We start from the raw sequence: 15,972 nt of genomic DNA, 5'->3' as shown, positions 1-15,972 counted from the left end.
CATGATCATTGCCGTAGACGCCATGGGCGGCGATCACGGCGCGTCTGCCGTCTGTCCTGGCGTCATTGAAGCATGCAATAAAAACAGCGATCTCGAGATCGCTTTGATTGGGGACAAAACCGTCATCGAACCTTATCTGGACAAAGCTGACAGCAGCGTCCGAAGCCGCATTCGCGTGGTCCATACCGATGAAGTGGTCGATCCGAACGAGTCGCCCGCAAAGGCGATCCGCTGCAAAAAACGTTCCAGCATGCGTATCGCTATGGAAATGGTCCGGTCCGGTGAAGCGAAGGGTTGCGTCTCTTCCGGCAGCACCGGCGCGATCGTGGCCGGCGGTGTGCTTGTAGTCGGCCGTCTGAAGGGGATCGACCGTCCCGGCTTGGGGATCTTGCTGCCGACGAAGAAACCGGTGTTCCTTCTTGACGCTGGAGCCACCGTTCGCTGCAAGCCGCTGAATCTGGTACAATTTTCGCTGATGGGTTCCGTTTACATGAAGGACGTGGAAAAGCTCTCCTCGTCGCCGCGGGTCTGTTTGCTTTCCAATGGTTCCGAAGAAATCAAGGGCGACGACGTGATCGTGGCGGCTCGCGAACGACTGCGCGCCAGCGACGACCTGAATTTCGGCGGGTATGTCGAAGCCAACCGCGTTCCCATGGGCGACGCGGACGTCGTGGTTTGCGACGGTTTTTCCGGCAACGTCATGCTCAAGTCCTTTGAAGGGTTGATCAAATTCTGCAAAGAACTGGTCAAAGAAACCATCCAGGAATCTTGGCTGGCGAAAGCCGGCGCGCTGCTGCTGTATCCTTCCATGAAGAGACTTGGCGCGCGCGTCGATTATCAGCGCTACGGCGGTTCCGCGCTGATGGGCGTGAACGGCGCGGTGATCAAAGCTCACGGGCGTTCCAAAGCGCCCGCCATCGCCAACGCCATTGGCGTGGCCTACAGCTTCGTGGCACGTAACGCGCTGGAACGTATCCGTGAGGATATTGCACAGGAATTGGAAAAAGTTGCTGCCGAGGAGACGCTGTGCTGACGATCGCGCACCGTTCGCCGGAACGTTTGATGAGGTTTGAGAGGATTGGTGTCGGCAGCGCTCTGACTGCGAAAAACGAAAGGGGTTCGTTTCTTCATGCTCGGTAAGGAAATCACGGAACTTTTGGGAATTAAACATCCTGTGATCCAAGGGGCTATGGCTTGGATCGCCAATGCGGAGCTGGCCGCTGCGGTCAGCAATGCAGGCGGCCTTGGTATCATCGCCGCGGGAGCGACGCCGCCCGAGCTGCTGGAGAAAGAATTGCTCAAGATTCGCGAGTTGACCGACAAGCCCTACGGCATGAACATCATGCTTATGTCGCCGACGGCTCCCGCCGCGGTGGAACTGGCCGCCAAATATCGCATCAAAGTCATTACGACCGGCGCCGGCAGCCCCGGCAAAGTGATCGAGCGGTTAAAACCTCTCGGGGCGATCGTCATGCCCGTCGTCGCTTCCACGGCGGTGGCGATCCGTGCCGTCCGCCAGGGTGCGCAGGCTGTGGTGGCCGAGGGCATGGAAGCCGGCGGACATATCGGCGAGCTGACGACCATGGTGCTCACGCCCCTCGTGGCTCAAGCGGTGAAAGTCCCCGTTGTCTGCGCCGGTGGCATCGTCGACGGCCGCGGCATGGCGGCCGCTTTCTCTCTGGGGGCCAAAGGAGTTCAGGTGGGGACGCGCTTCGTTTGTTCCAAGGAATGCACGGTGCATCCCGATTACAAACAGGAACTTGTCAGGGCGAAAGAGCGCTGCACCGCGGTGACCGGCGCCAGCACGGGGCATCCCGTGCGCTGCATCGCCAATAAACTGACGAAGGAATTCCTTGATCTCGAGTACAACCACGCCCCGGTGGCCGAGATCGAAAAGTTGGGCACAGGCCGTCTTCGTGCCGCCGTCGTCGACGGCGACATGGAACGGGGGTCCGTCATGGCCGGCCAGTCGGCTGCGCTCGTGAGTGACATCCGTTCCTGTGCCGATATCATCGAAAGCATGGTCGCCGAGGCCAAAACTATTCTCAAGGACTTGGAAGCCAACGCTTAAAAGGAGTCGAAGCCTATGAAGTATGCGATCGTTTTTCCCGGCCAGGGCTCTCAGGCCGTCGGCATGGGAAAGGAACTTTGCGGCGTTTCCAAGGCGGCAAAGGATACTTTCGCTGAAGCCGACGAGGCTCTTGGATTTTCTCTCAGCGACATCATTTTCAGCGGTCCCGAGGACAAACTGGTCCTGACGGCCTACACTCAGCCGGCTATTCTGACCATGTCCATCGCCGTGTTCCGCGCGCTTCAGGAAAAAGGCGTGACGCTGGCTCCCGCTTTTGTGGCCGGACACAGCCTTGGCGAGTACACGGCTCTCGTCGCCAACGGCGTACTGTCGTTGGCCGACGGCGTGCGTCTCGTGCACAAGCGCGGTTCCTTCATGCAGGAGGCCGTGCCTCGGGGCGTAGGCGCCATGGCGGCGATCCTCGGGCTTGAAGCCGACGCGGTCCGCGCCGTCTGCGCAGAGGCCGCTCAGGGCGAAGTCTGCGAGGCGGCGAACTACAACACGCCCGTGCAGACGGTCATCTCCGGCCATACGACCGCGGTGGAACGCGCCGTCGCGCTGTCTTCCGCAAAAGGCGCCAAGCGTTGCGTGATGCTGAACGTGAGCGCCCCGTTCCACTGCTCGCTGATGCGTCCGGTGGCGGACCATCTGGCGGCCGAAATGGAAAAGTGCGTCTGGAACGCCGGCGGCTGCCCGCTGGTCGCCAACGTTTCCGCTCAGCCGGTCAGCGACGTTTCCGCGATTCGCGACGGACTGTACGCTCAGACCTACAGTCCCGTCAGATGGGTCGAAAGCGTGCAGACCATGGCTGCGCAGGGAGTGGAAGGATTCATCGAGATGGGGCCCGGCAAGGTGCTGAGCGGTACGGTCAAGAAGATCGCCCGTCAGGCCGCGGTGCTCAACGTGGAACAGCCGGCCGATCTCGAGCAGGTCGCTCCCTTTACGGAACGGAAGGCGGCGGAATAACGATGGCTCGCGTTGCTTTGGTGACCGGCGCCGGCCGCGGCATCGGCCGCGCCGTGGCGAAACGCCTTGCCGCCGACGGTTGTTCCGTGGCGGTGAACTATCGTTCTTCGGCGGAAGCGGCCCAGTCTCTGGTCGATGAGATCACCGCCGCGGGCGGAAAAGCGATGGCTTTTGCCGGCGACGTCTCCAGCCCCGAAGCGGTGAAGAAACTTTTCGACGACGTCAAGGAATCTCTCGGCCCCGTCGAGATCCTCGTCAACAACGCCGGACGGACGAAAGACGGGCTGCTGATGCGGATGAAGGACGCCGACTGGGACGACGTGCTCGACGCCGATCTCAAGTCCGTGTTCCTCTGCACGCGCGAAGCGGTCAAGTCCATGGTCCGCGCCCGCTGGGGCCGGATCGTCAACATCTCTTCGGTGGTGGGCGTGACGGGCAATCCAGGACAGGCCAATTACGGCGCGGCCAAGGCCGGCGTGATCGGTTTCAGCAAGTGCGTGGCGCGCGAATATGCCGCCAAGGGCGTGACGGTGAACTGCGTCGCTCCCGGTTATATCGCCACCGATATGACGAAAGTCCTGAGCGACGCCGCCAAGGAAGCGATCCTGGCGGGCATCCCGCAAGGGCGTCAGGGTGATCCCGAGGACGTGGCCAATGCCGTGTCCTTCTTCGCTCAGGAAAGCAGTTCTTACATCACAGGTCAGGTTCTCGCCGTTGACGGCGGGATGACAATGGCATAGAGCGGTTCTTTTACAAGGCCGCATATTTTTATGGAGGTGCTTTGAGCTATGACTAAAGCAGATGTTCTCGCTCGCCTGAAGGAAATCATCATCGACCGTCTTGACGTGGAAGAGGAGCAGATCCGCCCCGAGGCTTCTTTCGTGGAAGATCTCGGCGCCGATTCCCTTGACATCGTCGAGCTGATCATGGGCATCGAGGAAGAGTTCGACATCGAGATTCCCGATGAGGATGCCGAAAAGCTGACCACTGTCGGCGAAGCGATCAACTACGCCGCCAGCAAGCTTGGCATCGAGGAGTAACGAAGCTGTATTTGTCGGGAGAGGATACCAGTACGGCGGTTCCTCTCCCCCTTTTCAAAGGACCATCTAGTGTATTCGTCCACCGAGACGCAAGGAGATCTCAAAATGAATCGAAGAGTCGTGATCACCGGGCTCGGCGTGGTCAGCCCCGTTGGCATCGGCAAGGAGAATTACTGGCGCGCTCTTGAAGCGGGAGAAAATGGCGTTCGAAGCATTACTGCCTTCGACACTTCAGACTATAACGTGAAAATCGCGGGAGAGGTCATCGACTTTGACCCTGCCCTTTATATGGCTAAAAAAGAGGCCAAGCGCACCGACCGCGTCATTCAGTTCTCGACGGCGGCGGCGTCAATGGCGATCGAAGACGCGAAACTCGATCCGGCTTCCGTCGATCCCTGGAAGTTCGGCGTCTACATCGGTTCCGGTACCGGCGGATTGCACACCAGCTGGGAAGGATATCAGGATCTTTCCGAAAAAGGGCCTCGCCATGTCGGGCCTTTCGCCATCCCGATGATGATCAGCAACATGACCTCGGCCTACATCGCCATCAAGTACGGCTGCAAAGGCCCCAACATGTGCATCGTCACCGCCTGCGCTTCGTCGATCAACAGCATCGGCGAGGCATGGTACGCTGTCCAGCGCGGCGATGCCGACGTGATGCTGGCCGGCGGCGCCGAGGCCTGCGTGATGGGACTGACCGTGGCCGGCTTTGCCTCCATGAAGGCGCTGTGCACGACCCACAACGACGATCCGGAGCGCGCGTCCCGTCCCTTCGACAAAGACCGCGCCGGCTTCATCGTCGCGGAGGGAGCCGGCGTCGTCGTCCTTGAGGATCTTGAGCGCGCCCGCGCCCGCGGCGCTCACATTTACGGCGAGCTGACCGGCTACGGCGCCACGTGCGACGCCTATCATCTGACCGCTCCCGATCCCGACGGCGCCGGCGCCATGAAGGCCATGGAGTTGGCCATGAAGCAGTCGGGCTGGGACGGCGTCGATCTGGTCAACGCCCACGGGACGTCCACTCATCTCAACGAGATCATGGAGTCCAAGGCCATCAACGGACTGCTCGGCGACAAGGCGAAGGATACGCTCGTCACCTCCACCAAGTCGATCTTCGGCCACACGCTCGGCGCGGCCGGCGGCGTGGCGGTCGTGGCGGCGCTCCAGGCCTTCGAGCAGGGGATCGTCCACAAGACGCGCAACTACGAAACGCCCGATCCCGAATGCGACGTCAACGTCGTCGCCGAAACGCTGTACGACCGGGACGTCAAACGCATCCTCGTCAACAATTTCGGCTTCGGCGGCCATAACGGCGTGCTCGCGCTGCAGAAGTACGAAGGATAATGAACGGAACGGAGCCGGCGCGGGCAAAAGATCTGCTCGAGTTTCAGCGGCGCATCGGCTACGAGTTCAGCGACCCGGCCCTGCTGGAAGAAGCGCTGACTCATTCTTCCTACGCGCACGAACGGGGAGTCCCGTTCTGGAACGAACGCCTCGAGTTTCTCGGCGACGCTGTGCTGGAAGTGCTGATCAGCGAAGAACTGTTCCGCGCCCGCCCCGACGCCAGCGAAGGACAGATGACCCGCGAGCGCGCTTCGCAGGTTCGCGAAGAGGTGCTTTCCGCCTGGGGCCATTCTTTGGGATTGGACGGCCTGCTCCTTTTGGGAATGGGACAGCGCGGCAGCGCCAGCGAAAACATGATCGGCGACGCGGTCGAAGCTCTGATCGGGGCGCTTTATCTCGACGGCGGGCTGGAACAGGCCCGCGCTTTTCTGAACCGTCGTCCGCGGGAAGCGTCGCGCGAGCAGCTCGACCCGAAGAGCCGTCTGCAGATCCTCTGTCAAGAACGGAACGGGCCGACGCCTTATTATGAACTGCTTCAGCGTAAAGGGCCGGAGCATGATCCGATTTTCATCGTCCGGGCTCTGCTGGACGGCAAAGAGCTCGCCCGCGGCAGAGGAACCAGCCGCAAGGCAGCTGAGCAGGCAGCGGCGAGAGCCGCCTTGAAACTGGTCGGATCGCCAAAAGAACAGTCTTGAGAAAGATCGCTTGTCCACCTATGGACGAGCGATCTTTTTATGACGGGGCGCGATTTTATTTGCGCCTTCAACTTGATTTTGCTGCGTATTCGATTTAGAATCAATTTCCGTGAGGCGAAGGAAAGGGGAGAACCTGACGTGACGAAAAGCGATGTGCCGCGGCGCTTTCGCGGCGTCATGGAACGATGTGGCTGGCTCGGCCAGACGCCGGTGCTGCTCGGCGTTTCGGGCGGCAGCGACTCGATGAGTCTGCTCTGTCTTTTTTCCCGGCTTTACGAGCCTTCGCAGCTGATCGTGGTCCATATGGACCACGGCATCCGAGGCGCCTCGTGCGGCGACGGCGAGTTCGTGAAAAAGCGCTGCGCCGAATTGAACGTGCGCTGTGTGGACGAACGCCGTCCGGTCCCTGAATTGTCTCGAAAAGGCGAGTCTGAAGAAGCGGCGGGGCGTCGGCTTCGCTATGAGCTCTACGAGGAGACGGCGCAAAGATTCGGATGCCGTCTGGCGGCCTTGGGGCATACGCGCGACGATCTGGCCGAAAACGCGCTCATGAACATGGCCCGCGGCTGCGGGCTTTGGGGCGTGGCGGGGATGCCGGAACAGCGCGGCAACTATATCCGCCCGCTGCTTTCGTTCCGCCGCGAGGAACTGCGCGATTTTCTCCGCGCGCAGGGCTGGAGCTGGGTAGAAGACGAGACGAACGCGTTGAACATTTACCAGCGCAACCGCGTCCGCAACGAAGTGATGCCTCTGCTGGCCCGCGAGGTCAATCCCGGCGTTGTCGAGCATCTGGCCTCTCTGGCCGAAGAGGCGCAGCTTTGGCGAAAGATGCAGGAAGAGCAGTCGGCCGCGCTGTGCCGTGAGGTCTCGCTGCCGCGGCGCGGCTGGCCGTGCCTGAGTCTGAGCAAACTGCGCCGCGTCCACGAGTTCCAGCGCCGTGAACTGCTGCGCTTTGTGGGGCGTCGGCTGGGGCTGGTCGCTCTGACCAGACCCCGCGTCGAAGAGCTGGATCGCCTGACGTGCCGTTCCGGACGCTTTGTGTTCCAATGGGGCTCCGAGGTCGACGTGGAAGCGGGGGACGGCCTGCTGTGCTGGCATCCGGCGGCGGAAAAGCGGCTGGAGGCGCTCCGGCTTTCGCTTGGCGAAACGGCGCGCTGGGGCGGCTGGAAAGTTTCGCTGCGGCTGAAGGGCGCGTCAGCGGAGTCCGATTTCGGCCCCCGCTGCCCACTCGATGAGGCGCGGCCGGTCGTTCTGCAAAAAAATACTGAAAAATATGATGTGACAACGTCTTTTTTCCCGGTGATCTTCCAAAAAAATGTTTTTCGGGCGGAAAAAAAACAAAACCGATGGGAAATCCTCCGCCATAGTGTAAAATATAACATTGTTGCTCAGGTCGTTTTGAGTCCCCTTGTCGGGCGCTGGAGGGAAACTTTATGGAATTGAAAGCAGCGGAAGTCCTGATCGCCAGGGAACAGATCGCCGCGCGCGTTCGCGTGCTGGCGTCGGAGATCAGCAAGAAATACGACGGGCAGAGTCTGACCGTCATCGGCATCCTGCGCGGCGCGGTGATCTTCATGGCCGACCTGGTGCGCGAGATCTCGCCGTCGGTGAACGTCGTCATGGAGTTCATGAAGGCCGCGTCCTACGGCGCTTCGACCACGTCGTCGGGCAAAGTGACCATTTCGCAGGGAACGGGCATCGCGGTGAAGGGACGCCACATTTTGATCGTCGAGGACATCGTGGACACAGGGCTGACGCTGCAGCACCTGCGCGGATACTTCAAGGACGAGGGCGCCGCGTCCGTGGAAGTGTGCGTCCTGCTGGACAAAAGGGAACGGCGCGTCGTCGACGTGCCGGTCGAGTACACGGGATTCGTGATTCCCGATGAGTTCGTGGTCGGCTACGGCATGGATTATGATCAGAAGATGCGCAACCTGCCTTCGATCCACACGGTGCGCTCCGTTTCGGAGTGATGTTATAAATTTTAAGGAGGCGCCATTGTGCAGCGATTAATGAAGAACCTCGGCGTGTATCTGATCCTCGTGGTGCTCGTCGTCAGCGTTGTGAACATGTTTCTCACGCCTCAGACCGCGGGCCCCGAAGTGGCGGAGATCCCCTACAGCCAGTTCAGGACCGATCTGGCCGCGGGGCGGATCAAAAACTTCACGATCAACGATATGAGGGCCCAGGGGCGTTACGCCGACGGCAAAGCGTTCGTCAGCAACATCGTCGGCGTCAAGGACGTGGCCGAAGAAGCCGCCGCCCGGGGCGTGGAAGTAAAGATCGCCGAGCCGCCGGAAACGCCGTGGTGGATGACGCTGGCTTCGTCCGTGTTCCCCACGCTGCTGCTGATCGGCGTGTGGATCTTCTTCCTGCACAACATGCAGGGCGGCGGCGGAAAGGTCATGAGCTTCGCCAAGAGCAAGGCGAAAATGTTCCTCGACAACCGCCCCAAGGTGACCTTCAACGACGTGGCCGGCTGCGACGAGGCCAAGGAGGAGCTCAAGGAAGTGGTAGAGTTCCTCAAATCGCCCGATCGCTTTACCAAGCTGGGAGCCAAAGTGCCCAAGGGCGTGCTGCTGCTCGGCTCGCCCGGAACCGGCAAGACCCTGCTGGCCCGCGCCTGCGCCGGCGAAGCGGACGTGCCGTTTTTCAGCACCAGCGGCTCCGACTTCGTGGAAATGTTCGTCGGCGTCGGCGCTTCGCGCGTGCGCGACCTGTTCGAACAGGCCCGCAAGTATCAGCCCTGCCTCGTCTTCATCGACGAGATCGACGCCGTCGGCCGCCAGAGAGGCACCGGCCTCGGCGGCGGCCACGACGAGCGCGAGCAGACGCTGAACCAGCTGCTCGTCGAGATGGACGGCTTCGACGAGAAGACCGGCATCATCCTGATCGCGGCCACCAACCGCGCCGACGTGCTCGATCCGGCGCTGCTGCGCCCGGGGCGTTTCGACCGCCACGTGGTCGTGGACACGCCCGACGTGAAAGGGCGCGAGGCGATCCTGAAAGTCCACGCCAAGGACAAGAAATTCGCTCCCGACGTCGATTTCAAGGTGCTGGCCAAGCGCACGCCCGGCTTCGTCGGCGCCGATCTGGCCAACGTCATCAACGAAGCGGCGCTGCTGGCCGCTCGTGGCGGCAAAACGGAGATCGGCATGGCCGAGCTGGAAGAGGGCATCGACCGTTCCATCGCCGGCCCCGAGCGCAAGAGCCGCCTGATCGGCCCCCGCGAGAAGAAGATCATCGCCTACCACGAGACGGGGCACGCGATGGTGGCGAAGCTGATCCCCGGCTGCGATCCCGTGCACAAGATCTCGATCATCCCCCGCGGCAGCGCAGCGCTGGGCTATACGCTCCAGCTTCCGGCCGAGGACCGTTTCCTGGCCTCGAAGAACGAGCTGACCAACAACATCTGCGTGTTGCTCGGCGGCCGCGTCACCGAAGAGCTGGTTTTCGGCGACATCACCACCGGCGCCAGCAACGATTTGGAACGCGCCACGCAGGTGGCCCGCAGCATGGTCACGCAGTACGGCATGAGCTCTCTCGGCCCCGTCGTGCTGGGACGCCAGCGCCATGAGGTGTTCCTCGGCCGCGACTTGGGCGAAGACCGCAACTACAGCGACCAGATCGCCTTCGCCATCGACGAGGAAGTCCGCAAGATCGTGGAGGAGTGTTACGTCCGCGTCAAGAATCTGCTGTCGGAGAACAGGGACAAAGTCGACCTCGTCGCCGAAACGTTGCTCGAACGCGAAGTGATGGACGGTCACGACTTGGCGGTGCTGCTCGGCGAGGAAGAGCCCGTCCCCGAGAAGCCCGAGGAAAAGCCCGCCTCCGAAGGCGCCGATGTCCCCGCGCCGGAAGGAACGGCTCCGGCGGGAGAGAAAGCGACAGACGGCTTTATCCCGCGGGCGCCCGTCGTTTCCAACGAGATGGCCCCGATGACGGGAAAAGAACCGCCCTCTGCAAAAGGCGAATAAACTGGTACAATAGAAGGACGGAGTGGATCTTTTCGCTCCGTCCTTTTCTTTTCGCTTTCGTCATCCGTTTTGTCTCGTGGAGGTCCGATCATGGAGACTGAAAAATTCAAATTGTGCGCGCCCTGGCCGCCGTCGGGCGATCAGCCGCAGGCCATCGATTCGCTGCTCGAAGGCCTGGAGCGCGGCGAGAAATGCTCGACGCTGATGGGTGTGACGGGCAGCGGCAAGACGTTCACCGTCGCCAACGTCGTGGCGCAGTATAACCGCCCCACGCTGGTGCTGGCGCACAACAAAACCCTTGCGGCGCAGTTGTTCAGCGAGTTCAAACGATTTTTCCCCGAGAACGCCGTGCACTATTACGTGAGCTATTACGATTACTACCAGCCCGAGGCCTACATCCCGAGCTCGGACACGTTCATCGAAAAAGACGCTTCCATCAACACCCAGATCGAGCGCATGCGGCTCGCCACCACCAAGTCGCTGATCGAACGCCGCGACGTAATCGTGGTGGCGTCGGTCTCCTGCATCTACGGCATGGGCAAGCGCAAGAACTACGAAGACGCGATCGTCAGCTTCGCCGTGGGCGAGCGCTGGAACCGGCGCAACTTCCAGGAAGCGTTGATGAAAGCCTATTACGAGCGCAACGACTTCGACCTGCAGCCCGGCAAATACCGCGTGCGCGGCGACGTGCTGGAAGTCTATCCCGTGTACAGCGACGCCACGCTGCGCTTTTCCTTCTTCGACGACGAGCTGGAATCCATCGAGGAGGTCGATCCCGTCAGCGGGCATTCCATCGCCCGCAAACAGCACGTCTCGGTCTTCCCGGCGCAGCATTACGTCACCAGCGACGGCGCGATCGCCGAATCGATGGACAAGATCAAGCGCGAGCTGGAACTGCAAGTCGGCCGCTTCAAGTCCGAGGGCAAATATCTCGAGGCCGAACGCCTCGGCAGCCGCACCCGCTACGACATGGAAATGCTGGCCGAGGCCGGTTACTGCTCCGGCATCGAAAACTATTCGCGCTATCTCGACGGCCGCGCCGAGGGCGAACAGCCAGGCACGCTGCTTGACTTTTTTCCTCCTGACTTTTTGATGGTCGTGGACGAATCGCATATCACCCTGCCGCAGGTGCGCGGCATGTTCAACGGCGACCGCGCCCGCAAGGAAGTGCTGGTGGAGCACGGCTTCCGCCTGCCGTCGTGCCTCGACAACCGGCCGCTCAAATGGCATGAGTTCGAACATTACATGCAGCGCGTCGTCTGCTGCTCCGCCACGCCCGGCGACTGGGAAGTGGAGCATTCGAAGCGCGTCGTCGAGCAGCTGATCCGTCCCACCGGCATCGCCGACCCCGAAGTGGAGATCCGCAAAGCGACGGGACAGATCGACGATCTGCTGGCCGAGATCCAGAAAGTCCGGGGCGCGGGCGGACGCTGCCTTGTCACCACGCTCACCAAAAAAGGAGCCGAAGAGCTGGCCGGATACATGAGCACGCTGCGCGTCAAGTCCGAATATATCCATTCCGAACTGAACGCCTTCGAGCGCGCCGAGGAGATCAACCGCCTCCGCAGCGGCGACATCGAGGTGCTGATCGGCGTCAACCTGCTGCGCGAGGGCATCGACATGCCCGAGGTGACGCTCGTGGCGATCCTCGACGCCGACCGCGAGGGGTTTCTGCGCTCCTACCGCTCGCTCGTGCAGGTGATGGGACGCGCGGCGCGCAACGTCGATTCGCGCGTGATCCTCTACGCCGACGAGGTGACCGACAGCATCCGCGAGGCCGTGAGCGAGTCGAGGCGCCGCCGCGAGGCGCAGCTGAAGTACAACGAAGAACATCATATCGTGCCGCGGACGATCCGCAAATCCATCGAACGCATGCTGCCCGAGGTGGAGTTCGAGGCCGCGCCCGAAGCGAAGAACAAGCGGGCGCAGCAGCGCATCGAGCACATGGACAACGAGGCTCTCGAAAAGCTCATGTGGGAGGCCGTGGAAAAGCTCCAGTTCGAAAAGGCCGCCCGGATCCGCGACATGATCCAGGCCATGGAAGAAGGCCGGACTCCCCAAGGCGGGTTCGGCGAAGAAGAAGGAGGAACCGGTCTCCGTGCCGCGTCAGGAAATCGTTATAAGAAACGCAAGAGAGCATAACCTCAAGGGCGTCTCTCTGGAAATCCCCAAGAACAAACTCGTCGTCATCACCGGCCCCTCGGGGTCGGGAAAAAGTTCGCTGGCGTTCGACACGCTCTACGCCGAAGGCCAGCGCCGCTACGTGGAATCGCTGTCGTCCTACGCGCGTCAGTTTCTGGGCGTGCAGAAAAAACCCGACGTGGACGACATCGAAGGGCTGTCGCCCGCCATTTCCATCGAACAGAAGGGGACCTCCCACAACCCCCGCTCCACCGTCGGCACCGTCACCGAGATCTACGACTACCTGCGCCTGCTGTTCGCCCGCGCCGGCACGCCGTACTGCCCCCGGTGCGGCAAGCCCGTCCACAAGTATTCCGTGGACGAGATCGTCGACCGCATTTACCGCCAGCACGGCGGCGCCCGGCTCGAAGTGCTCGCCCCGGTCGTGCGCGCCAAGAAGGGCGAGTTCAAGAACGTCTTCGCGGCGCTGCGCAAGAAAGGCTTCATGCGCGTGCGCGTCGACGGCGAAGTCCTCTGGCTGGAAGAAGAGATCCCTCTGGACAAGAACAAAAAACACAGCGTCGAAGTGGTCGTCGACCGCATGTCGGTGCAGCCCGACCGCAAAGGCCGCATGGCCGAAGCCGTACAGACGGCCCTGCAGCTCGGCGAGGGCTTTGTGATCATCGCCGCCGACGGATCGGAAGACATGCTGACGGAACGCTTCGTCTGCCCCGACTGCGATATCTCGCTGCCCGACATCCAGCCGGCGCTGTTCTCCTTCAACAACCCGATGGGAGCCTGTCCCGACTGCTCGGGGCTGGGCAGCCACAGCCATTTTTCCGAAGAACTGGCGGTCAATCCCGACCTCTCCGTGCGCGGCGGGGCGCTGCTGCCGTTCCGCGGCAGGCAGTACATGATGTACCGTCTCGAGGAGCTGGCGAAAAAGGTGAAGCTGGATCTCGACGCCCCCTACAAAGAACTTCCGGAAGCGCAGCGACAGATCCTGCTGTACGGCTCCGACGTACGCATGCCGCTGCAGTTCGAGCGCGGCGGCGAGGTGTCGGAGTATCAGGGACGTTACGAAGGGCTGCTGCCGTGGCTGCAGCGCTATTACGACAGCACCGAGTCGGAGGCGACCGCCGAGGAGCTGGAACGCTACCGCACCGAGGACGAATGCCGGACCTGCCACGGCACGCGCCTGCGTCCCGAGGCGCTGTCGGTGCGCTTCTGGGGAAAGAACATCGACGAGCTGACCTCGCTGCCCGTCGGCGATTTTTACGAGATCGTCAAACAGCACCAGAACGATCCCATCCAGAACGAAGTCATCAGCCAGGTCATCGTCGAGCTGGAAAAGCGCCTCAGCTTCCTCGTGGAAGTCGGCGTCGGGTACCTGACGCTGAAGCGCCGCGCCGACACGCTGAGCGGCGGCGAGAGCCAGCGCATCCGGCTGGCGACGCAGATCGGCTCGAAACTGTCGGGCGTCATGTACGTGCTCGACGAGCCGACCATCGGCCTGCACAGTCGCGATACCGGCAAGCTGATCGGCGCGCTGAAGTCGGTGCGCGACATGGACAACACCGTGATCGTGGTGGAACACGACCGCGACACGATGCTGGCCGCCGATTACATCGTCGAGATCGGCCCCGGAGCGGGCAGCTACGGAGGCGAAGTGGTCCAGCGCGGCGCGGCGGACGAGTTCCGAAAGACGAATTCTCTGACCGGCCCGTATCTGCGAGGCGACCGGTGCGGCATGGTGCGTTCGGAACGTTTGACGCTCCCTAAAGAGCGTCTTGAAATTCTCGGCGCGGCCGAACACAACTTGAAAGGTGTCGATATTTCTATCCCGCTGAACTCTCTGGTCTGTCTCACCGGCGTCTCCGGCTCGGGCAAAAGCTCGCTGATGTACGACGTGCTGTACCGCGGCCTGCGCCGCAAGCTGGACGCCGATTACCGCGACCGTCCCGGACGGCACAAAGACATCCTCGGCTGGGAACAGCTGAAGAACGTGGCCATGGTCGATCAAAGCCCGATCGGCCGCACGCCGCGCTCCAATCCGGCCACCTATACCGGCGTCTTCTCGGCGATCCGCGAGCTGTATTCGCAGCTGCCCGAGGCAAAACTACGCGGCTACGCCAGCGGGCGCTTCAGCTTCAACGTCAAGGGCGGACGCTGCGAAGCCTGCGGCGGCGCGGGCGAGCGGCGCGTCTCCATGCTCTTCATGCCCGACGTGTACGTGGAGTGCGACGTCTGCCACGGCACGCGCTACAACCGCGAGACGCTGGAAGTGAAGTTCAAGGGGCACAGCATCGCCGACGTGCTCAACCTGTCGGTCGACGAGGCCATGGAGCTTTTCAAGGATCTGCCCAGGATCGCGCGCAAGCTCGAATTCCTGCAGCGCGCCGGTCTGGGCTACATCCATCTTGGCCAGTCGGCGCTGACGCTCAGCGGCGGCGAAGCCCAGCGCGTCAAATTGGCCAAGGAGCTGAGCAAACGCTTCGGCGGCAGCACGCTCTACCTGCTCGACGAGCCGTCGACCGGGCTTTTCTATCCCGACGTGGCCCGTCTGCTGCGCATCCTTCACGCTCTGGTCGAGCAGGGCAACTCGGTGCTGCTCATCGAGCACAACATGGACATCATCTGTTCCAGCGATTACGTGATCGACCTCGGCCCCGAAGGCGGCAGCGCCGGCGGACGGCTGGTCGACTGCGGCACGCCGCGGGAGCTGGCCGAGCGCGGCAGGGGCTACACGGCTGAAGCGATCCGGGAATATCTTCATGATTTTGAGAAGAACGGGAAGGTGAAGAGCGATGGAACGGCCCGCCGAAAAAAATAATCGCGGCAGGAGAGACGGCCGCGGGGCTTGGGGCGTTCTGCGCGTCCCGGCGGTAAAAAGGACTTCGCGCCCCGTCAGGCATGGGAGAATCCCGGCGGTCGTCCGTTTCCCGAACGCCGGCCCCGGCCGAAGCGCGCCGCGCCGTCCGGTTCCGAAGATCTCTGTTGGGGGCGCAATCCCGTCCTGACGCTGCTGCAAAACCGGCCTGAGCTGTGCCGCAAGGTCTTTTTGCTGGCGGGCGCGCAGGACGAGTTCCGCGACACGGTGACGCGCCTCTGCGCCGACCGGCGGATCCCGCTGGACCTGACGGAGCGGGACGATCTGGAGCGGCTGACCGGCGGCGCGGTCCATCAGGGCGTAGCGGCCCGCGTGGCGCCGATCCCGCCGGCCGATCTCGACGACGTCGTCGACGCGCTGGATCCTCAGGCGCCGGCGCTGGTCGTGCTGCTCGATCACTGCCAGGATCCTCACAACCTCGGCGCGGTGATCCGCACGGCCGAAGTGGCCGGAGCCGCCTGCGTCGTCTGCCAGAACGACCGCTCGGCGACCGTCAACGGCACGGTCGTCAAGACCAGCGCCGGCGCCGCCTTCCGTTTGCCCGTGGCGCGGGTGGTCAACGTCGGCCGCACCGTGGAACGCCTCAAGCACAAAGGCTTCTGGGTCGTGGGACTGGATCACCGTACCGACGAGACCGTGTGGAGCAGCGCGCTGCCCGAACGGCTGGCGCTCGTCGTCGGTTCCGAAGGCGACGGCATCTCGGCGCTGACGGCGAAAAACTGCGACAAGCTCGTCAGTTTCCCCATGGCGGGGCGCACCGGCAGCCTCAACGCCGGCGTCGCGGCGGCGCTGGGCATGTTCGAGTGGGTGCGTCTGTATGGCTGCGGCGCGAGAGCGCCTGAATGAATTTTGCTGGGAGGCGTGTGTC

The 15,972-nt window shown here is 62.4% G+C and carries 13 protein-coding genes; all 13 read left to right on the top strand.

Annotated features, from left to right (window positions below; all coding sequences use genetic code 11):
- Position 1 precedes the first annotated feature (1 nt).
- The 13 genes from plsX to rlmB all read left to right on the top strand — a co-directional run bounded on the left by plsX (position 2) and on the right by rlmB (position 15,950).
- Positions 2-1,033, top strand: a complete 1,032-nt coding sequence (gene plsX / locus RAH42_RS08185) for a phosphate acyltransferase PlsX (protein ID WP_317539239.1) — start codon at positions 2-4, stop codon at positions 1,031-1,033.
- Between the two features lie 96 nt (positions 1,034-1,129).
- A complete protein-coding gene (locus tag RAH42_RS08180) occupies positions 1,130-2,071 on the top strand; it encodes a nitronate monooxygenase (RefSeq protein ID WP_078015102.1) in 942 nt (313 codons plus the stop codon).
- A gap of 15 nt (positions 2,072-2,086) precedes the next feature.
- On the top strand, positions 2,087-3,037 hold the full coding sequence (gene fabD / locus RAH42_RS08175) for an ACP S-malonyltransferase (RefSeq protein WP_317539238.1): 951 nt from the start codon (positions 2,087-2,089) through the stop codon (positions 3,035-3,037).
- Positions 3,038-3,039: 2 nt separating this feature from the next.
- A complete protein-coding gene (gene fabG, locus RAH42_RS08170; RefSeq protein WP_296428871.1) occupies positions 3,040-3,777 on the top strand; it encodes a 3-oxoacyl-[acyl-carrier-protein] reductase in 738 nt (245 codons plus the stop codon).
- A gap of 48 nt (positions 3,778-3,825) precedes the next feature.
- Entirely contained in the window at positions 3,826-4,077 is a 252-nt protein-coding gene (gene acpP, locus RAH42_RS08165) for an acyl carrier protein (protein WP_009164755.1), read from the top strand.
- A gap of 105 nt (positions 4,078-4,182) precedes the next feature.
- A complete protein-coding gene (gene fabF / locus RAH42_RS08160; protein WP_120371650.1) occupies positions 4,183-5,421 on the top strand; it encodes a beta-ketoacyl-ACP synthase II in 1,239 nt (412 codons plus the stop codon).
- Positions 5,421-6,116: a ribonuclease III gene (rnc, locus tag RAH42_RS08155; RefSeq protein ID WP_317539237.1), complete on the top strand. Its 696-nt coding sequence runs from the start codon at positions 5,421-5,423 to the stop codon at positions 6,114-6,116. Before fabF ends, rnc begins: the two co-directional genes overlap by 1 nt.
- A gap of 138 nt (positions 6,117-6,254) precedes the next feature.
- A complete protein-coding gene (tilS, locus tag RAH42_RS08150; RefSeq protein WP_317539236.1) occupies positions 6,255-7,559 on the top strand; it encodes a tRNA lysidine(34) synthetase TilS in 1,305 nt (434 codons plus the stop codon).
- The gene (gene hpt, locus RAH42_RS08145) at positions 7,550-8,089 is read left to right on the top strand and encodes a hypoxanthine phosphoribosyltransferase (RefSeq protein ID WP_078015096.1); all 540 of its coding nucleotides are present in this window, start codon (positions 7,550-7,552) and stop codon (positions 8,087-8,089) included. Before tilS ends, hpt begins: the two co-directional genes overlap by 10 nt.
- Positions 8,090-8,116: 27 nt before the next feature.
- Positions 8,117-10,093, top strand: coding sequence for an ATP-dependent zinc metalloprotease FtsH (gene ftsH, locus RAH42_RS08140; protein ID WP_078015095.1), 1,977 nt, complete (start codon positions 8,117-8,119; stop codon positions 10,091-10,093).
- Positions 10,094-10,183: 90 nt separating this feature from the next.
- A complete protein-coding gene (gene uvrB, locus RAH42_RS08135) occupies positions 10,184-12,235 on the top strand; it encodes an excinuclease ABC subunit UvrB (protein WP_317539235.1) in 2,052 nt (683 codons plus the stop codon).
- Entirely contained in the window at positions 12,192-15,047 is a 2,856-nt protein-coding gene (gene uvrA, locus RAH42_RS08130; protein ID WP_317539234.1) for an excinuclease ABC subunit UvrA, read from the top strand. The genes uvrB and uvrA overlap by 44 nt, the downstream gene beginning before the upstream one ends.
- A gap of 27 nt (positions 15,048-15,074) precedes the next feature.
- A complete protein-coding gene (rlmB, locus tag RAH42_RS08125; RefSeq protein WP_317539233.1) occupies positions 15,075-15,950 on the top strand; it encodes a 23S rRNA (guanosine(2251)-2'-O)-methyltransferase RlmB in 876 nt (291 codons plus the stop codon).
- Positions 15,951-15,972 lie beyond the last annotated feature (22 nt).

It is taken from the genome of Pyramidobacter sp. YE332 (assembly GCF_033060595.1).
Taxonomy (GTDB): Bacteria; Synergistota; Synergistia; order Synergistales; family Dethiosulfovibrionaceae; genus Pyramidobacter.
This window is presented reverse-complemented; position numbering and strand designations above follow the sequence as displayed.